This window comes from Candidatus Thiodiazotropha endoloripes, assembly GCF_001708965.1.
In the GTDB taxonomy this organism is placed as follows: domain Bacteria; phylum Pseudomonadota; class Gammaproteobacteria; order Chromatiales; family Chromatiaceae; genus Thiodiazotropha; species Thiodiazotropha endoloripes.
Window position 1 is genome coordinate 700,066 of record NZ_LVJW01000003.1, and the last position, 19,740, is coordinate 719,805.

Annotated in this window: 16 protein-coding genes; 9 read left to right on the plus strand and 7 right to left on the minus strand. The window is 50.7% G+C overall.

Going from position 1 to position 19,740, the window contains the following annotated elements:
- Positions 1-341: 341 nt before the first annotated feature.
- Positions 342-995, minus strand: coding sequence for a VPLPA-CTERM sorting domain-containing protein (locus A3193_RS20685; protein ID WP_201258776.1), 654 nt, complete (start codon positions 993-995; stop codon positions 342-344).
- Positions 996-1,512: 517 nt separating this feature from the next.
- Between A3193_RS20685 and A3193_RS03255 the strand changes: the two genes are divergently transcribed.
- Both A3193_RS03255 and A3193_RS03260 read left to right on the plus strand, forming a co-directional pair.
- Complete coding sequence (locus A3193_RS03255; RefSeq protein ID WP_069004736.1) at positions 1,513-1,815, plus strand: hypothetical protein; 303 nt, start codon at positions 1,513-1,515, stop codon at positions 1,813-1,815.
- A gap of 11 nt (positions 1,816-1,826) precedes the next feature.
- A complete protein-coding gene (locus A3193_RS03260) occupies positions 1,827-2,282 on the plus strand; it encodes a hypothetical protein (protein WP_069004737.1) in 456 nt (151 codons plus the stop codon).
- A 19-nt stretch (positions 2,283-2,301) separates the two neighbouring features.
- On the opposite strand, the gene A3193_RS03265 is transcribed toward A3193_RS03260, so the two are convergent.
- The 4 genes from A3193_RS03265 to A3193_RS03285 form a co-directional block, all read right to left on the minus strand.
- Positions 2,302-4,683: a nitric oxide reductase activation protein NorD gene (locus tag A3193_RS03265; RefSeq protein WP_069014076.1), complete on the minus strand. Its 2,382-nt coding sequence runs from the start codon at positions 4,681-4,683 to the stop codon at positions 2,302-2,304.
- Positions 4,684-4,903: 220 nt separating this feature from the next.
- Positions 4,904-5,710 carry a CbbQ/NirQ/NorQ/GpvN family protein gene (locus A3193_RS03275; protein WP_069004739.1) on the minus strand — a complete coding sequence of 269 codons (807 nt, stop codon included), beginning with the start codon at positions 5,708-5,710 and terminating at the stop codon, positions 4,904-4,906.
- Between the two features lie 201 nt (positions 5,711-5,911).
- Positions 5,912-6,268 carry a ribulose bisphosphate carboxylase small subunit gene (locus A3193_RS03280; RefSeq protein ID WP_068988155.1) on the minus strand — a complete coding sequence of 119 codons (357 nt, stop codon included), beginning with the start codon at positions 6,266-6,268 and terminating at the stop codon, positions 5,912-5,914.
- Positions 6,269-6,347: 79 nt separating this feature from the next.
- A complete protein-coding gene (locus A3193_RS03285) occupies positions 6,348-7,769 on the minus strand; it encodes a form I ribulose bisphosphate carboxylase large subunit (protein WP_305782024.1) in 1,422 nt (473 codons plus the stop codon).
- 252 nt (positions 7,770-8,021) lie between these two features.
- On the opposite strand from A3193_RS03285, the gene A3193_RS03290 reads away from it, so the two are divergent.
- The 4 genes from A3193_RS03290 (at position 8,022) to A3193_RS03305 (ending at position 13,135) form a co-directional block, all read left to right on the plus strand.
- Positions 8,022-8,930, plus strand: coding sequence for a LysR family transcriptional regulator (locus tag A3193_RS03290; protein ID WP_069004740.1), 909 nt, complete (start codon positions 8,022-8,024; stop codon positions 8,928-8,930).
- Positions 8,931-9,151: 221 nt separating this feature from the next.
- Positions 9,152-11,062 carry a 1-deoxy-D-xylulose-5-phosphate synthase gene (gene dxs, locus A3193_RS03295; protein WP_069014078.1) on the plus strand — a complete coding sequence of 637 codons (1,911 nt, stop codon included), beginning with the start codon at positions 9,152-9,154 and terminating at the stop codon, positions 11,060-11,062.
- Positions 11,063-11,068: 6 nt separating this feature from the next.
- Entirely contained in the window at positions 11,069-11,848 is a 780-nt protein-coding gene (gloB, locus tag A3193_RS03300) for a hydroxyacylglutathione hydrolase (RefSeq protein ID WP_069004742.1), read from the plus strand.
- 150 nt (positions 11,849-11,998) lie between these two features.
- Positions 11,999-13,135, plus strand: coding sequence for a rhomboid family intramembrane serine protease (locus tag A3193_RS03305; protein WP_069014079.1), 1,137 nt, complete (start codon positions 11,999-12,001; stop codon positions 13,133-13,135).
- Between the two features lie 454 nt (positions 13,136-13,589).
- Here the strand turns inward: A3193_RS03305 and A3193_RS03310 are convergent, their stop codons facing one another.
- Positions 13,590-14,549, minus strand: a complete 960-nt coding sequence (locus A3193_RS03310) for an SLAC1 anion channel family protein (RefSeq protein WP_069014080.1) — start codon at positions 14,547-14,549, stop codon at positions 13,590-13,592.
- Between the two features lie 180 nt (positions 14,550-14,729).
- Positions 14,730-15,602: a phosphoribulokinase gene (locus tag A3193_RS03315; protein ID WP_069004745.1), complete on the minus strand. Its 873-nt coding sequence runs from the start codon at positions 15,600-15,602 to the stop codon at positions 14,730-14,732.
- A 705-nt stretch (positions 15,603-16,307) separates the two neighbouring features.
- Between A3193_RS03315 and A3193_RS03320 the strand changes: the two genes are divergently transcribed.
- The 3 genes from A3193_RS03320 (at position 16,308) to A3193_RS03330 (ending at position 18,826) form a co-directional block, all read left to right on the plus strand.
- A complete protein-coding gene (locus tag A3193_RS03320; protein ID WP_069014081.1) occupies positions 16,308-16,946 on the plus strand; it encodes a hypothetical protein in 639 nt (212 codons plus the stop codon).
- Between the two features lie 315 nt (positions 16,947-17,261).
- Positions 17,262-18,014: an exopolysaccharide biosynthesis polyprenyl glycosylphosphotransferase gene (locus A3193_RS03325; protein WP_069014082.1), complete on the plus strand. Its 753-nt coding sequence runs from the start codon at positions 17,262-17,264 to the stop codon at positions 18,012-18,014.
- Positions 18,015-18,388: 374 nt separating this feature from the next.
- Positions 18,389-18,826: a rhodanese-like domain-containing protein gene (locus A3193_RS03330; protein WP_069014083.1), complete on the plus strand. Its 438-nt coding sequence runs from the start codon at positions 18,389-18,391 to the stop codon at positions 18,824-18,826.
- The last annotated feature ends 914 nt before the right edge of the window (positions 18,827-19,740 follow it).

Consider the following 19,740-nt stretch of genomic DNA (forward strand, 5'->3'; position numbering starts at 1 on the left):
TCCAACCAACCCCCGTAATCTAGTATTAGCGATCAGAGGAACGAAAAGTAAGTGGGCTGCGATTGCTCTTATGAACTAACGGTTAGTAATATTATTTATAGTTTGAACGAGACTGGCTATCGCTGGAGATGCAATCCAACGAATGAGTTAGGTTTAATAAAGCTTCTCTGTTGTAAACAAGGCAGAGACCTGAAGCGATGATTAAAAACTCCGTAATGAGTTGTGAAACAATTTGATAGTAAACATGAGTTGCTTTGTATATTGACAATACACAGCCACAGGACAAGGTACCTGCGTCCCTGTGGCTGTATCGTGTGAGAACGGACGAACTTCAATGCCAGTTAGCTGATACACTCTTCATTGCTGACTCTTTTTCTTCTGTTTACAGAGAGTAATCCGATCATGCCAGAGCCAAATAACCAGACTGCAGCGGGAACTGGCACAGCACTTACATCATTACCATCGGATATATCGAGTTGAATATCGATCGTGGTTGGCAGCAGTGACCCACCTGCAAGAAAGGCGTAATAGTGCTTAGTGGGATCAAAGTTTCTTGGATTCAAGGACCCGGTAATGTTATTCGTGGCGTCAGGTGCAATATAGTTCGAGCCCCAACTGTAGATCTCCCACCCAACGACATTGTCATTAAAGAACTGGGTCACATCTGCATTCGTATCTGACAGTGCAAGAAAAGCACTCGGATCGTTGTACAGAGCATCATTAGGATCTGTTGCAAGGGCAAATCCCAATGTCGTGCCCAATGTGGAATAGCTGCTGGTCGTTACTTGGATATCCATCTGCCCATCCCAGCCACTACCAAGGTCGACTCTGACGATATCGGCGGCAACGGTACCTGTGGCACCATTGATATTAACCGGATATTGAGGATTGGTAAGATCCAGCTGGGAGCTATACTGTGCGATTGCTGCGATGGCATTGCAACTGGCTAGCGTCATCAATGCGGCTATCCATTTTATATATTGTCGATACTTCATTTACATCTCCTTGTTATTGACTTGTGGAAGTAGCTTTGCCTTGCATAGTTGATGTCTCAATCTATGAAGTTATGACAATATCCACTTGATTCGCTGTATAACACAAGGGTTTACCCTATTCTGTGAAATGAAACGACGTATTAAATGTGAAGCACTCGACCCTTTAAAACGCTCACGCGGAATAGGTTCTGCTCGGTCGTTCTGCAGGAAAATAGGCGGTTAATTGAGGTTTGATGTGATGAAAGTGAGTTGAGATCAATTTGCCGGTTCCTTCCATCCTACAGAGATAAGGTGCTTTACCATAGGTGTTTCCAGGCTCTCAACTTTAAGCGGGATAGTTCATTTTAGTACTGGTCCGAATTTCACCGAATCACGGAGTTGATGATTATTGCAACCTATCAATCCAGTAAATAGAGTGGATTCAGCTATGTGAGAATCAGTAAAATCTGTTTACAATATCTATAATATGAAAAGGCGGTTTTTTTAATCAACATTGACTCAACAGCGTGTTAAGACCATGGCAGATAAAATATACGAAGGTATTCACAACGCCCCCAAAGGCGCAATGAACCCTACCGGCAACATCATTCGTGATGCCTGGGTTTTTGGCTTGATTCCGGAGACTGAATCCTGCGAAGGCTGGACGGTTCCGAGGATCACCGATCTCTATGATAAGGTTACTCTGGAGTGGGAAAAATATGGACACCTGGTGTCGAATCTACCGGAAGATCTGGCTGAAAGGCACAGCCGAATCTATCAGCAGGCGATCACCGAGGCGAAAGCGAAAGGATGGGATCCTGAATTGGGTGATGATGACTGAGGTTTACTGACATGGGGGAAAATCTCAGTGAAATCTTCTTTAGGCCGGATGAGTTGGCTTGTGAACGTTTGACCATTCCGGCTCCTCTCTACAATCAGTGCCGACTTATGTTGAGTCGGTGTCAGTACGAACATGTTTTTATCCCGGTTCGTACCTTGCAGATACAGGCCGTGCTGGATGATGAAGAGGTGATTTTTATTGATAACCAGGCCTATGCGGTTAAGGATGGCCAGGGTGGTAAGCTGATTCGATTGGCCTGGAAGTTTCGTCGTGATCTCGATCGGGATAATCTGACCGAACCGGCACCAATCGATATGATCTATTATGACGAGAAGGCCAGAGAGCTCCATAATCGTCTGATAGGCGAGTTTAAGAAAGCCATGGATCTGCTTGAGGAAAGGGCCAAAGAGCATGGCTGTGAACCCAAAGTCAAACGGGTTCTGCCCTTTCCAAAAGCAGATTCCTGATCAGAGTCAGCTGTCTCGGTTAGCCGGTCAGTGCGGCGAACACACTGGGTAGTCTTTCCGGCAGGCGTTCCACATTATCCACGATCGAGTAGCCGTTCTCACCAAAGATTCTGGAGACATAGCGGTCAGCGTTGGGATCAAGGGTCAGGCAATAGGTATAGACGCCCTGCATGGCCAGGTCCTCAACCGCCTTTTTGGCATCGTGTCGAAGGTATTGAGGGTCACGCTCATCGATATCCGCCGGTTCTCCGTCGGTAACCAGTAGCACCAGTCTTTTTTGTGCATTTTGCTCGGTCAGATGCCAGCCGGCATGTCGCAGTGCCGCGCCCATACGGGTGGAGAGTCCTCCCTTCATACCCGCCATGCGTGCTTTGGCTTCATCGTCGTAACTCTGCTCGAAGTCCTTGAAGCGATAATACTGCACATCATGACGACCATCCGATGCAAAGCCGTGAACGGCAAAGTTATCACCAATCGAGTCGATCGCCCAGGAGAGCAGTCCGGCAGACTCCCGGGTCAGGTCGAGAATGCTCTCCTGATCCTCATAACCCTCTTCACCTTCGGCGATGTCGCCAATCTTTTCATTGGTTGATTCAGAGAGATCGAGCAGCAGCACAATCGAGAGATCACGAACATGGCGCGTGATGCGAATGTTGATCCGGGGATCTGGCATAACACCGCGGCGGATGTCTATCATTGCCCGAACGGCTGCATTAAGATCCAGCTCTTCTCCCTCTTCGTAACCCCTGCGTCGTACAATGCCCTGGGGCTGCAATGCATCGATCAGATGGCGGATACGCGAAGCGATCGGCTTATGCTTGGTGAGTATCTCGTCCATGATCTCGGGATCACCAACGCCTTGCTTACGCTCAATGACGGTTGCCCATTCGGGGCGGGCAAGTTGTACATGGTAATCCCACTCATTGTAGTGGTAGGGGTCGGATACAGGCTCCACGCCTTCCATCTCATTGTAACTGACTCCCATGTCTTCGTAGGGGAACAGCTCAGTGGAGAGCACCAGGATCTCATCCGGATTGTCGTGAGTCATCTCCGAGTCGAGGTCGTTGACGAACTCCATCAGGCTGACGTATCGACGAACCGTCTTCTGCGAAGTCGGCAGGTAGTCGATGCCCTGGGATTCGAACATGTTCTCAGAGAATTCCCAGAAATAGCGGTTGTCGTCCCGATATGGGATCGGCCACTCGGAGAGGATGCGCACACTGGGAATCTTGGCGATTTCGACAATTTTGTTGTAGAAATCGATGCCCGCCATCCAGGACAAACGTGGATTGTAAGGATCCTCTTCCAATTTGGTTACAAAATCATCGGCAGCCTGGTTGATTACATCACTCTCATCACGATAATCACGATCCATGATGGCGCGGGTCGTGCGCATCATCAGATCCATAGTCTCGTGCGGTTTGCCGTAATCGTCGTTCTCACCAGGCTCGGAGGTGAAGAACTGCAACCAGAGTTTGCGTAAACCGGGAAATGCGCTGTAGGCAAGGTACTCGACGCGAGCATCCTCGAACAGTTCGATCATACGCATTTGTGCCTGAGAGAGTTGCTCCGCAGAGATCGGTTCACGGGTATAGACCATGTGCGCGGCAGCATGAGCGGCGGTGGCCCGATAGACCTCCATCCCATCAATACCTCGGAATGGATCGAAGGCATCCGGTACGTGGATCTGAAAACTCTCGATATAGGGACGAATGCCCTGGCGCGATTCGAAGTCGCCTGCCGTGGGTCGCATGAAAAAGGCACGTGCCCAGAGTGCGCGCAAGTAGAAGTTAAGCTTACGCTGATTGTCGATGAACAGGGTACCGCGTCGCTCAGACTGGAGAATCGAGCGGGCTGACTCGGTCTGTAGACCAAAATAGGCCAGCTGTCCGTCAAGGTCACGCTGATGCGCCTGTGCACCCCACATCACCCAACGGCGAAGCCCGCCAAGAGTCAGCTTGGAGAGGAGTTCGTCCAGGTTCTCCATCATCGGACGCAGACCCCTTGGGGCCTTGCCTGTCATCTGGTGCAACAGCTTGAGAAAACCGCGCATGACATCCGCATCGCCGAGGCGTGAGGCTGCAAGTGGTAGGCTGGCCACAATCAGAGTGATGACACTGCCGGAGGTGTGCGAAGCCAGTTTCATCATCGCTTCGACGATGTCGGGGATGATATCCTCACCCACCTCTTTGGCAACACCCGGCATTTCCTGTACATAGGTCAGCACCAGGTCCTGGCCACGTCCCAGAGTACAGAAGGCACGCATGCCTTCCAGGTAGTTTTGCAGGCCGCGCGGTGACATGACCCGTTGGGCCTCATGGTAGGATGACTCAAGTGCCTCTAAGTGCTCGTGGTCGCCCTCATCGAGGCAGGTGATATATTCCGAAAAATTGACGCTCATGGTTCTCTCCGGACGCAAATTCCGCCGAGGTACGCAGAGGCCGCAGAACAAACAGCTGATACAGATGGGTAAGAATCAGTGTGTGCAGACTGAAAGGGGCTTTTGGCCCGGGTGCCTACCTCTTGGGAAGGCACGCTTTCAAATCGATACACGACATGAGTCATTGATTGAACCCTCTGCGTAGTCTGTGCTCCTGTGCGTTCTCTGCGTCCAACGCGCATCAGAAATAGGTGTTGACCGCAGCACTCAGGGTGTCGCGCATATCCGGATCATCGGTAAGCGGGGTGACCAGGGCCATTTGACACGCTGACATCGGATCGATGCCTTTGGAAACCAGCTGTGCTGCATATACCAGCAGTCGGGTAGACATACCTTCATCCAGGCCATGACCTTTAAGATTGCGGGAACGCTGGGCGATTTGTACAAGCTTGCCGGCAGTCTCCGCGTCTACGCCACCTTCATGTTGAACGATCTCGGTCTCGATTTCGGTCTCCGGATAGTCGAAGTCCATGCCGCCAAAGCGTTGCTTAGTGGATTGTTTGAGATCCTTCATCAACGACTGATAGCCGGGGTTGTAGGAGATAACAATCTGGAAATCCGGATGCGCCTTGACCAGTTCGCCTTTCTTTTCAAGCGGCAGTTCACGACGGTGGTCGGTCAGCGGGTGAATGACCACAGTGGTGTCCTGACGGGCTTCGACGACTTCGTCGAGATAGCAGATGGCACCAATCCGTGCAGCCACGGTCAATGGTCCGTCCTGCCACTTGGTGCCGTTGATATCGAGCAGGAAGCGTCCAACTAGATCAGAGGCAGTCATGTCTTCGTTACAGGCAACAGTGATCAACGGCTTATTAAGCTTGTACGCCATATATTCAACAAACCGTGATTTACCGCAACCAGTTGGGCCTTTGAGCATGACCGGCATGCGTGCATCGTAGGCTGCCTGGTACATCTCGACTTCATTGCCTACGGAGCGGTAGTAAGGCTCGTCTTTAATCTGATACTGGTCTGAGTTGATATCGCTCATGATGTCCTACCTTTTGTAATCAGGTTGTTATTCACCAGGATGCCAAAGGCACCGCAGGGGTAATAGTTGAAAGCAGGTTTTCCGAAACCCTAACACATTGTTTTGGAAAACCAGCTGACTTTGAGCAGCTGTTTCAAAAAAAAGCCCCGCCGCCCAGGGTAGGGGGGCGGGGCCCTTCGACTAAGGTTCTGAAATCAGAACTTAGACAGTTTCACCACGGTAGATAACCATGGACGCACCAGCGCACTGGGCATAGTTGTCCAGGCCCAGCAGGCGTACGTGGTTCTTCGGGTGAGCCTGGTGGCAAGCTTCACACTCGGCCAGGATGGCGTCAACGTCGGTCTCACCGAACATCGGAAGTTTCCACATGTACCAGTAGCTGCCACTCGCATTTTCTGGTTCAGTATGTTCGATGGATGGGTTCCAGCCTTTGGATACGATGAACTCGATCTGGGTACGGATCTGGTCAGCATCCATTGAAGGCAGGTAGGAGAAAGTTTCAAACTTGCGGCTATCTGCATTGGCCAAGCTTGACTTGTAGTCTTGCATATCACTCATTGGTATATACCTCTAACTGTTCGAATTTGATTGAGTCGTTCAGCCGGTGGTCGGGTGCCGACCACCGCTGAACTGGTCATTACTTGTGAGAAACGTCCAGCTTGTCGACGGTGTCGAATTCGAACTTGATCTCTTTCCAGGTTTCCATGGCGGCTTTCAGCTCAGGGCTGGAAGCAGCAGCATTGGTAAGGATGTCCTTACCTTCCTTCTCCAGCTCACGGCCTTGGTTGCGAGCTTCAACACAGGCTTCAACCGCAACACGGTTAGCAGCGGCGCCAGCAGCGTTGCCCCATGGGTGACCCAGGGTACCACCACCGAACTGGAGTACAGAGTCGTCACCAAAGATGTTAACCAGTGCAGGCATGTGCCATACATGGATACCACCGGAAGCAACAGGCAGTACGCCAGGCATGGAGCCCCAGTCCTGATCGAAGAAGATACCGCGTGAGCGGTCTTCTTTGACGAAGGAGTCGCGCATGATGTCGATCCAGCCCAGGGTCGCGTCACGGTCGCCTTCCAGCTTACCGACAACGGTACCAGAATGCAGATGGTCACCACCGGACAGACGCAGGATCTTGGTCAGTACGCGGAAGTGGATACCGTGGTGCGGGTTACGGTCGAGGACCGCATGCATGGCGCGGTGAATGTGCAGCAGCATGCCGTTGTCCTGACACCATTGAGCCAGCTGGGTGTTTGCAGACCAGCCACCAGTGATGTAGTCATGCATGATGATCGGCGCGCCGATTTCTTTTGCGTATTCAGCTCGCTTCATCATTTCGTCGGAAGTCGGTGCAGTAACGTTCAGGTAGTGACCCTTGCGTTCGCCGGTTTCAGCTTCCGCTTTCTGAATCGCTTCCATGACGAAGTCAAAACGATGTTTCCAGCGCATGAAAGGCTGGGAGTTGACGTTCTCGTCATCCTTGGTGAAGTCGAGACCACCACGCAGACCTTCATAGCAGGCACGGCCGTAGTTTTTAGCGGACAGGCCAAGCTTTGGCTTGATGGTACAACCCAGCAGTGGACGACCGTACTTGTTCAGCATATCACGCTCAACCTGGATACCCTGAGGTGGTCCATTACAGGTCATGACATAGGCAATTGGGAAGCGGATGTCTTCCAGGCGCAGTGCACGCAGGGCCTTGAAGCCGAAAACGTTACCAACAAGAGAGGTCATGACGTTAACGACAGAGCCCTCTTCGAACAGATCGATCGGGTAGGCTACGAATGCGTAGAAACAGGTGTCGTCGCCAGGAACGTCTTCGATGGCGTAGGCACGACCTTTGTAGTGATCCAGGTCGGTCAGCAGGTCGGTCCATACAGTAGTCCAGGTACCGGTAGAAGACTCAGCGGCCACAGCGGCTGCCACCTCTTCACGTGGTACGCCCGGCTGAGGGGTAACTTTGAAGCATGCCAGGATATCAGTATCCAGTGGCGTGTACTCGGGCATCCAGTATGTCTCGCGGTACTCTTTTACACCCGCATCATATTTCTTGGCCATTATAGCGATTCCTCCAAATTTAGGATTGCGTTGCCTTGAAATACAGCCGGTAGTCAATTGACCGGCTGTAAGTAAAGATTTCATGTATATGCTCAATCAAAGTTTCAGCATATGCTCAATCAAGGTGCAGCTAGTATAGGTATCTCAGAGCTTAAGGGAAGTCAGATCTTTTAATCGAAATCATAAATAAAAACTTATACTATAATGGCGTCATAATCATTTTTTCTGATACATGGATCATTGGGTACCACTGGAATGCACGTAACTCTCCGTCAATTAAAGGTTTTTGAGACTGTCGCCCAACATCTCAACTACACGCAGGCCGCCAAGGCGCTGCATCTGAGCCAGCCAGCCGTGTCGATGCAGGTCAAACAGTTGGAAGAATCGGTGGGTATGCCCCTGTTCGAGCATGCGGGTAAAAAGATCCAGCTGACCGAGGTCGGGCGGGAGGTGCATCAATATGCTCGCACGATCTTTCAGACCTTCGAAGAGATGGAGGATGTGGTGTCGGCCCTGAAAGGGCTCGATACCGGGCACCTGGATATCGCGGTGGCGAGTACCGTAAACTATTTCGCCCCCAGGCTGTTGGCGGCTTTCAGCCGCAGTTTTCCCAGTATCGACTTGCGTCTGGATGTGACCAATCGTGAACGGTTGATGAGCCTGTTGCAGAACAATGAGACCGATCTGGTGCTGATGGGGCGGCCACCGGATGATATCGATCTGGAATTCAAGCCTTTCATGGATAACCCATTGGTGGTGATCGCACCACCGGGCCACCCATTGCAGAATCAGCGCAATATTCCGGCCAAACGCTTGAGTGACGAGGTGTTCATCATGCGTGAGGCGGGATCGGGTACGCGACTGGCCATGGAGCGCTATTTCGATGAGCAGCAGATTGAAATCAGACCCGGTATGCAGATGACCCGTAACGAAGCCATCAAGCAAGCGGTACGTGCTGGGATGGGGTTGGGTGTGGTCTCCACCCACACCATCGAGCTCGAGCTGGAGACAGGGCGCTTGGTGGTGCTCGATATCGAGGGTTTTCCTCTGCAGCGCCACTGGTACCTGGTTTACCGTAAAAACAAGCGCTTATCTCCGGCAGCACGGGCTTTTTTCGATTTTGTGATGGCTGAAGCCCAACACATCAAAGATGAGCCGGTTTGAATGCAGGAGAAGCAGTGAAAGGGTATAATCACCGTTTAAGGTCCAATGCTTCACGGCGTCACGGCAACAGGCCGGTTTTTCCCCTTGCTGCGGTGAATCAGTAGCGGACTATTAAGCATTCTGCCGATTCTGGATTCGATCATAGGTTTCTGCAGTAGAGGGGTTGTCAGGCAGAGGGCAGCCTCATTTTCAGACTGTATCACCAAGGAGCCATCCTAATCATGTCAGATCAGGGCACGACGGGTAACACCCCCAAGAGCATGGGTGACTATCCAATCCTGAACCAGGTTAACTACCCGGGCGATTTGCGTAAGCTGGACCCGATCAAGCTGCGTCCGCTGGCAGTGGAGATGAGGCGATTCCTCATCGACAGCGTTTCTCAGACCGGTGGGCATCTGGCTGCTGGATTGGGCGTAGTGGAGCTGACCATTGCACTGCATTATGTGTTCAATACCCCCTATGACCGGCTGATCTGGGATGTGGGTCATCAGGCCTACCCGCACAAGATTCTCACTGGACGGCGTGAACGTATGGGGAGCCTGCGTAAAAAAGGCGGCCTCTCCGGTTTTCCCAAGCGTAGCGAGAGTGAATATGACGCCTTCGGTACCGGTCACTCCAGCACTTCGATCGGTGCCGCACTGGGGATGGCGGTAGCAGCCAAACAGAAGGGGGAGAACCGCAAGGTTGTTGCCATCATTGGTGATGGCGCCATGGGTGCCGGGATGGCCTTTGAGGCCCTTAATCAGGCTGGCGCACTGGATCAGGACCTGCTGGTCATCCTCAATGACAATGATATGTCAATCTCCGAACCGGTTGGGGGGGTCAGTAATCACCTGGCGAAACTGCTCTCCGGCAAGGTCTATACCAGCATGCGTGAGGGTGGGAAGTCCGCGCTCAGCCATCTGCCCCACCAGTTCAGCGATCTGGTGGGCAAATGGGAAGAGCACATGAAGGGCATGGTGATGCCCGGTACCCTGTTTGAAGAGATGGGCTTTAACTACATCGGTCCCATTGAAGGGCATGACTTCGATACCCTGATCACCACGCTGCACAACATGCGACATATGCACGGACCCCGTCTGCTGCATGTGGTGACCCAGAAGGGTAAAGGATATATCCCGGCAGAGCAGGATCCCTGTGTTTACCATGGGGTGACGCCATTCGATCCGGCTACCGGCAAAATGGAGAAGGGCACCAGCAGCAAGACCTATACCCAGGTATTCGGTGATTGGTTATGTCATGTTGCCGAACAGGATGAAAAGCTGGTCGCCATCACTCCGGCCATGAGTGAAGGTTCAGGTATGGTGACCTATGCAAAACGCTTTCCACAGCGCTATTTTGATGTGGGAATTGCCGAACAGCATGCCCTCACCTTTGCCGCCGGCCTCGCTTGCGAGGGTTTGAAACCGGTGGTGGCAATCTACTCCACTTTTCTGCAGCGAGCCTATGATCAGTTGATCCACGATGTGGCCCTGCAAAATCTCGACGTTACCCTGGCCGTGGACCGGGCCGGGCAGGTTGGTGCCGACGGGGCGACTCATGCAGGTTGTTTCGACCTGAGTTATGTCCGCAGTCTGCCCAATATGGTGATCATGGCTCCAGGGGATGAGCAGGAGTGTGATCGACTGCTGCAAACCGGGTATGAGTATGAGGGGCCGGCGATGATCCGCTACCCAAGAGGAGCCGGGCCGGGGGTCGAGGTCGAGACCGGGTCAGCGGCACTGGAGATTGGCAAGGGTGAGACCAGACGCAGCGGCAAACAGGTGGCGCTGCTGGTGTTTGGCAGTCTGCTTGCCACCGCCCAGCAGGTTGCCGATCATCTCGATGCCACGCTGGTGAATATGCGTTTCATCAAACCGCTGGATGAGGCTCTGGTGCGGGAGGTGGCCGCCAAACATGAGATTCTGGTCACGCTTGAGGAGAATGTGGTTCAAGGTGGCGCCGGCTCTGCGGTCAATGAGTTTCTTGTGGCCGAGAGTATACAAGTCAATCTGATCAATCTGGGGCTACCCGATCGCTACCTGGATCATGCCAGCCATCAGGAGCAGTTGACAGAAGCCGGATTGGATTACGCTGGCATCCTGTCGGCCATTGAACGGGTCAGTCGTTCAACAAAGTTGCGTCTGGTCTGAGTTGCGATGCTGCAGATCACTCCAATCAAAGCCTTTGATGACAACTACATCTGGGCGCTCAGAAATCCTGGTGCCTCAACCGCTGTTGCCGTTGATCCGGGCGATGAAACTCCACTGCTCGACTGGCTGCAGGAAAACTCACTGACATTGAGTGCGGTACTGCTCACCCATCACCACTACGATCATGTGGGTGGGGTTCCGGAACTGAGGGAGGCGTTTCCCGATCTGAAGGTTTTCGGTCCCGCCGGGGAGTCGATCAAAGGGGTGACTGAACCTCTGCATGAAGGGGATCGGCCGCTGATACCAGGTCTGGATGCAGATTTTCAAGTGCTTGAACTACCTGGCCATACCGCCGGACATATTGCCTATCTGGGCGAACAGGCGCTGTTTTGTGGCGATACTCTGTTCGCGGCAGGCTGTGGACGGGTATTCGATGGAACGATGACACAACTGGCAAACTCACTGCAAAGGATTGCGCAGCTGCCGGCAGAAACCAAAATCTATTGTGCCCACGAATACACCCTCGACAATCTGGGCTTTGCCCGTTGGGTGGAGCCTGAAAGTGAGGCGGTCATGCAGCGCATTGATAGCGAACAGGCAAAGCGACAAAACGGCGAGCCAACCCTGCCCTCAACGCTACAGCTTGAGTTGGCGACCAATCCTTTTTTACGCACTCAGGTGCCATCCATCGTGACAGCAGCGGAAAAAGTTGCGGGAAAAACCTTGACCGATCACGCAGAAATTTTTATGGTTATCCGTCAATGGAAGGATAGGGAATATGATTGAGTGGAGGGACCCTCTTGATCGGCTGTTCAATTATCCGTTCAGCAACACTGGTCATCCGCTTGTACCAAGCATGGCCGGGGCTCGTGTCTGACAGCGAATGTGGCATGAGTTTATTAAGGAAAAATGTACAACCAAGTCAGGGAAGACCGTATGGCAACTGCTCCACGAACAATCACCTCTGATCTCAAGCGCCTCCCTCTGGTGACGTTTGCGCTGATCCTGATCAACCTTTTTATCTATTCGATTTGGCATCAACCAACGACAGTCGGTTGCATCGATTGTGGTTTATATACCGGTAAGTGGATCGGTCTGACACTGGTCAGCCATATGTTTGTCCACGCTGGATTACTGAATCTCATCAGCAACCTGCTGTTCTTGGCGTTACTGGGTTATATGACCGAGAGACTGCTTGGTCGTCATCTGTTTCTTGCCCTCTATCTGGCATCCGGCCTGGTGGTTACCATTTTGGCACTGATGTTTGCTCCAGAGACTCTGATTCCTGGATTCGGTACCTCTGGGGCGATCTCGGGTGTGCTGGGTCTGTCGGCAGTGATCTTCGGTCATCGGCAGATTCCTCTGTTGAAACTGTCCGGTCGTTACGCCAATGTGCAGTCAATACCGGTATTCGGTTTGCTGCCACTCTGGATAAGCATCGAGTTTATTCAGTTCATGGTCTACTCCAACAGTCAAATGAACTACCTTGTGCATATCCTGGGTCTGCTGATCGGTGCGCTGCTGGCGCTGGTGATCAAGAAAACACATTGGGTATCCGATCTGAGTTTGTTCAATGAAGCAGCGACTGCCAAGGACATCGAAGCTGAAATGGATCGAGCCGGAGTCTATTTTAATGAGCAACAGTTCAGTGACGCTTTGAAAGTGCTCAGGGAAGTCTATCGGGAGGAGTGTCGGGATCTGAGGTTTTTGTTGCTCTACTATCAGTGTGGACGGCATTTTCCACAACAAGAGGATGTTCACCGGGCTGCTCGAACAATCTTCAGTCTACCTGAGCGTGATAGTAAGACCGTTGATCTGATTTTTCGTACCTATTGTGACTACATCCATTTAACCGAACCTGGGCCCAGGTTCAATGAATCGATGCTGTTTCATCTTGCCGATCTTTTTGTCGATCGGAAGTGGAGTGGTGAGTTGGATAAGATCATGTTGCTGATGCGGAAGAAGCATGCTGCCTGTCTGTTCGACAGCAATCTGCCTTACCGGTATGCAAAGCTGCTGGATGAGCAGGGTCGAACATCGGAAGGTCTCGATTACCTTAAAAACATCACTTAATGAATCTCTTTGTTAGTCGTCTCTGCGACACTGTTCTTACAGCAATGGGGGATACCTCTCTGTAGCCTGCAGCGAGGAGATTGCCATGGGCCACAATCAGACGCAATTTACTGCAAAGATTCATAATCTGCACAAGGCAATATTAAACAGACCTGAATCGTGCTTACTCTAACCCAGTTTGGTGGGGCCATGCCCCACCTAATACGTTTTGATTAAATGCATTTAAGCCCATGGTGCTTGCTGAGCCACCATCAGTCTTAATACGGATGGTAAGGTTCGTAATAGGGTGAAGCATTGCCATGATCATCGAATCCGCACAGACGCACCGATTTTTTCCGGACAGCATCGGGCGAAGGTCGGGATCCAGCTGCCTCCTATCTGGATCTCCCCTCTACACAATATTCCGACCGACTGACCGTCCTTTCATCTGCTCAACACGATCGATGTTTTGAGACTAATCCTCGGGCACGCAGATCTTATTTCCGCCAACCGCTTTCAGTGTCCGGTAAAACAGAAAGGTAACAACCAGAGTCAGCAAAGAGAGCAGCAACCATCCAATAACGGCAAAGCCAATCAGACCGGTTATTTCATACATCAGCAGGGTGGCAATGGTGATTGCAGCCAGTGGGAATGAGTAGGCCCACCAGGAGAGAAAGAACTGAAGTCTTGTAAAGCGAGGTGCCATACTGGCCAGCAGCAGGGTGAGGAACAGGCCGCTGTAGTAGAGCACATGAGCAAAGTTGTCCAATCCACCATTCAATTTCACGTAGGAGATGAAACCGACCGCCGGTGGAGCGATCAGGATGAAGAAGGTAGGCATCAATTTATCCGGCAGCGGATTATGAAACAGAACCCGGTAGATGATGATGGTCAGCAGCACCATCCAGAAGACAATGCCGATACTGAAAAAGAACCAGGAAATTTCATCGTGTCCATGGGCGGTGCCGGCCACCGGTACCAGCACATTACCGACCACAGGAATAAACCAGGCTGGATTGATATGGTTGATCTCAAACTTATCGTGATGAATCCAGATGTTCATGACATAGAGGGTAAAACCCAGATGCAGCGCGCTGCCGATTGACCAGGGCAGATAGGAGATCGATGGCAGTGTCTGTAACAGGGTGACCGACAACAGAATCAGGCTGATGGATACCGCGGGAAAGAAGTTGAGTTTGACCGGGTGATTGAGTTCCTTCACCACCTGTTGCGGATAGCGCAGCAATTTCATGCTGTAGAGCCCGAACAACAGGATAAAGGTCAGGGCCGTGAAGGGGGTCAGAGCCATATCGATACGGATCGGTAATTGGAACACGCTCTGGGCTTTCTCCCAGGCAATACAGAGACCAGCCAACCCCATGACCATCGCAAAAAATGAGATCGGGAAATGTGCGAGACGCGCTGTTTCTTTCATGGGTTTGATTCCGGGGTAGGCTACGATCAATTGTTGACTGAAATGGTAAGTTAAGCGTGATACCGGGACATTGAAAATTCTCAAAATCCCTATGATCTATCTGGGTATGGAAAGGCTTGCGGGATAAAAAAAGCCGCCGTGCCGGGAGGCAGGGCGGCTCTCTGACTGCGCGCTGCGAAATCAGACGTTACGGGCGTCCATCATACGCTCGATGATCGGCTGCAGGATGATCTCCATCGCGAATCCCATCTTGCCGCCAGGCACAACGATGGAGTTGCGCCGAGACATGAAGGAGCCGTCAATCATCGACAGCAGATGGGGGAAGTTGATATCGAACTTCTTCGTATCGCTGAAACGAATCACCACGAAGCTCTCATCCGGTGTCGGAATATCGCGCGCGATAAAGGGATTCGAGGTATCCACAGTCGGTACCCGCTGGAAGTTGATGTCGGTGCGGGAGAACTGGGGAGTAATGTGGTTGATATAGTCCGGCATACGTCGCATGATGGTATCGACGATCGCCTCTTCGCTGTAGCCCCGCTCTGCGTTGTCACGGAAAATCTTCTGGATCCACTCCAGGTTGACGATCGGTACCACGCCTACACCCAGATCGACATGTTTGGCTACATCCGTTTCACCATCCACAACCATTCCATGCAGGCCCTCATAGAACAGCAGATCGGTACCCTGATTAATCTCCTCCCAGGGAGTGAATTCACCGGGTTTCTGATCACAGCCGAGTCGGGCATTGTGTTCAGCGGCTTCTTCCGGGCTATGTAGGTAGTAGCGTTTGTTGCCCCCGCCGGTTGCACCGTAGGTCTTGAAGAGTTCTGCGATCTTATCGAAATGGTTGGCGTCAGGGCCGAAATGGCTGAGACCTTGAGCCATTTTCTCACGCATTTCCACACGGGTATAGCGATGAAAGCTGTCGCCTTCTACGACTGCGGGTTTAATGCCGTCACGATAGAAGATGTGCTCGAATGCACGTTTTACAGTTGTGGTGCCAGCGCCTGATGAGCCGGTTACGGCCACCACTGGATGCTTCTTTGACATGTGCTTCTCCCTAATTTGATCATTGTAATGGTTAGGTCCGGTGACCCCTCGTGGGGGTGGTTTTTCTGTATCCGGACTGGATTATGTTGAAAAAATGGTTGCCAACTATAACACGGCATTTCTCCAATACCAGCGATTTGGGGGCACAGATCCACCTCCCGGTTTGACCTTTCCGGTAACGTCATCCGGCTTTCCGGTAGAGATAAGAATGATGCTGCGATGCAATATGTGAGTCTGTTCGACAAGGCCCTTTCAGCTTCGAACGAAGTGTCCACTATTTTCTGTAATAGCCTATATTTCGCTGCAAATAGGCGCAATATCTTGCAAAATAATGAAAATTAGATATTGCCGACCCTGCTGTTTTTAGTCAGATTTGTTGACCACATTCTCATGACATCGATGTTTTGTGCTGGTGGTTCGTAGCTGTTCTCTATCACCTGTGACCCGGTTTGGCAGCGGCTGATGAATTTGTATTTCTGCGCTGTGAATTGCGTACATTTATGGTTCACCATTCTATTTTATCACTGGCAGAGAGCCCGCAATGGGCTGGGAAAAAGGGAGATGAGCCGTCACTGCTGTGGCTTCTTCAGTCAACTGTCAAGTGAATATTTCACATCGGGAGGATGCGTCTTTACATGGCTGGGAATAACTTTCGTATTGCATGCTATCTGGGCAGGCTCGCATCAATGGCTTCAGGACAAGCTAATGAAAAGAAATATAACCATTCCGGAGAAGGGAGAGGCGGGAGAAGACGAACTGATCCTTGCCAGAAGTGTTTTGCTGGCAAACATGTTTTCCGGGAAGGTGCCGCCGCAGGATATTTTACGCTGCGTCCGCCGCTATTCAGAGGTTACTCACTGGGAAGAAGTTTTGTGTGCGGCAATATATCCGAAAGCTGGAAAACTGATCGCCATCGTCAGCCGGCGTCAGCCCGAAGGTTACAGTGGTATTCTCAGGCGCCACGGCTCAGTGCAATACGTAAGATTCTTTATCGACTGGGGAGATCAGGCGGGATTTCAGGCCCTTGGATTGAGCCATTTCAAGGTCAGTGACGCCGCTGCGGATGAATCCGAGACTCGATTCCCGGTTTGTCATCTGGTCTCGCTGGGTTTCAATGCCGATCGCTATTGGGAGTCTTTGATGCAGGGCTACCGGCCGATCGTCCGGGCCGTACTTTCATGGAATCTTGTACCTGAACTGGATCCGGAGTTCGTACCTATATTCGGCAATCGTATTGACTCCCAGATACAAGTCGAATCGGAGAAAGAGCTGTTATTCCATTTCAAGATGCCAATCAGCGGTCATCAGCAGGGGGATCATCGTTCACCCTGTTTGATGGCCTGAGTCAGGGTTAACTGTTGTTGGTTACTACCTGTTGAGTAGCCATCACTGACAGATACTACAAAACACCTCCCCGTCACTCTATCGGCAGTAGCAGATCAATCCTTACTGACAAGTGAATATGTCACATATGACAAGTGTGTCATTCGATAACTTCCCAGGTCTGGGATTTGAAATCATAAGGTCATACCAGGCGGAAACGGCGCCGCAGAAGCAGAGAATGATTCGTTTCAATGGATAAAAGGTCTGGTAAAGCCTGGTGAATCGGCTGAGTTGGGTAAGGAAGCCCAAATCTACAAAACAGACGGGGAGAGGAAGATGAATGTTCAGACTGATCGCGACATGTTCGTAAGTCAAGATGGGCCGGGTTACGGATTCAATCAAATCGATACGACCGACTCACTGGGTGTTATCAACGCATCCGGGTCGATGACAGGTAATACTCTGTTCAGTCAGCTTGTGCTGACAAAAAAAGCGGGTGGTGAAAGTCTTGGTAAACGACAGTTCGATCTTGTATTGGGAGCACTGATCCTACTACTTGCAAGTCCGGTGATGTTGATCACGGCTGGATTGATCTGGTTGAGCTCCATGGGTCGTGATCCGGTATTTTATCGCCAGCTCAGGGTTGGACTGAAAGGCCGTGAGTTTTATGTCTGGAAATTCCGTAGTATGCGTACCGATGCAGAACGCAATGGTGCACAGATGGCTGCGAAAAATGATAGCCGGGTAACCCTTATCGGTCGTTTCATCAGAAAGACCCGGATCGATGAATTGCCACAACTATGGAATGTATTTGTCGGTGATATGAGTCTGGTTGGCCCCCGTCCCGAACGGCCGGAATTCGTATCCAAGTTTCAACGTAAGATTCGTGGCTATGCTTTGAGGCATCAGGTTAAACCTGGAATCACCGGTTGGGCGCAGGTTAAGTACCCCTATGGTGAGACGGTGGAAGATGCCGCTCATAAACTCTATTACGACCTGACCTATGTGCGTAAGAACAGTGTGCTGTTTGACATGATGGTACTGCTGCGGACTATACCGGTGATCTTGACCGGGCATGGGGCACGATAGTTTGTCATTTTATTGGTTTGCAAATGAATGTGAATGAACACAAATAGTATTCGCGGATAGGGCTATCCATGGAGTTTCAAGGCAGTGGGGCAGTCGCTCCCTGCATTGTGTCCGGTTTAAATAGCAATCTGGTGCCGGGTTTGGCCTTGTCGGGTGTCACTATGTCACTTTCCGGTCGGCACAAATTCACAACAGATTCTTGTTATTGCTACAACAATTAAAAGAAAAAGGAGCCGGTTATATTGAGGCTCAAAATATCAATCTGATTTTCTGTCATTCCGGTGATTACCGGTATCCATGAACCAGGGAAGGATATAAAGAACAATCCGTTTCGCAGTTGTTGATAACAATCGTACTCCAGAGGAGTTTGCAAAATGTTTCTTCCAACTGATCAAGCCCTGGCAATCGATATTCGCAGCAGTGCAGAGGTCATGTTATATGGCATGGCTGAGGATGCGGATGCCCACATTCCCTACCATGGTGGACCGATCGATGAGTGGAATATGTTTCAACAAAGCTTTATCACCCATGGTAATACCAGTTTTATCAATGGTGTTTTCGATCTGATAAGAGAATATGGACTCTATCGGGATAGCTCAATTGTGTTGTTAACCAAGTCGAACCGTAAGGGTGTAAAGGCTGCAAGTCTTCTTCAAGTTGCAGGGTATAAGAATGTACGCTTTGTTCAAATAGTGGGTAACTCTGATAGCTTGGTGGACATTGCCCGTAAAAAGCAAGCGTATGCCTGTGAAAAAGAAGGGGTCATGGAAGAGGGGGGCACTTCACCTTATCCTTCTGCGACTCTGCAATAGGTGTTGTTTTTACGGGAATCGCTTTGCAGTACTGGTGTCACTGTTATAGCCGTAATTTGATAATGCATCGATCGGAATGTCCCCAATATGGGTGCTATTCTGTATTTGAGTGTCGGTTTGGTCGATGGATTTAATCGAGTGTGATCATAAAACTGTTTCACTGGAGATTTTACCTCGTCAGAAAATTTGTGGGTAGATTCTGGCATGGGTATGTGTGTGATTCATAGGCATCCTTTCACTATACTTAGGTGTTATGAACAGAGAAACTCAACGAAGATTACAATCGGTTCGCCTTTCTGAAGAATCTGGTGATACAGACTTTGTTTGCAGACGCTGAGGCATCATCAAGCCTACTTTAAGTTGGATTTGGAGCTGGCCGGATTGAAACGATCTCTATGAACCACGTGGCTTAGATTGATAACCCGACGGTTTGTTGATCATCCTCGCTGATCTTTCGTATTCTGGACTACCTGTCATCAGTTTATAAAAGTTGATACCATTTGCCGGGAGGTTCCTCGTATATCAAATCAGAATCATCCTTTGCTTCCATGATGGTTATTATACGTGTGTTGAGAATCTTCTTAATTGGAGGCGTTGCTTTTCTTCCTTTGGTTTTTAGCGTTTTTTTATCTGATATCCATTAGCTGCCATCTGGCCTTATCGCCAAGGTGTAATCAAATGCCGACTTTTTAGATTTGATGTTACAAAACTTGGCCATAATTCACCTGCCAAATAATGTTTATTTTTGGAAAGCTGACAGGAGTCAGAAAAGCGGTCTTTCCAATCTGCATCGGATCAAATCAAATCATTACTTCTCCATTCACTTCCTGAACTTCCTTCCCTTCACCTTGTATCCCTTTTGGGTGAAGAGAAAATCAATACGAGACATCCTGTATATGCGTTTATGCGGAAAT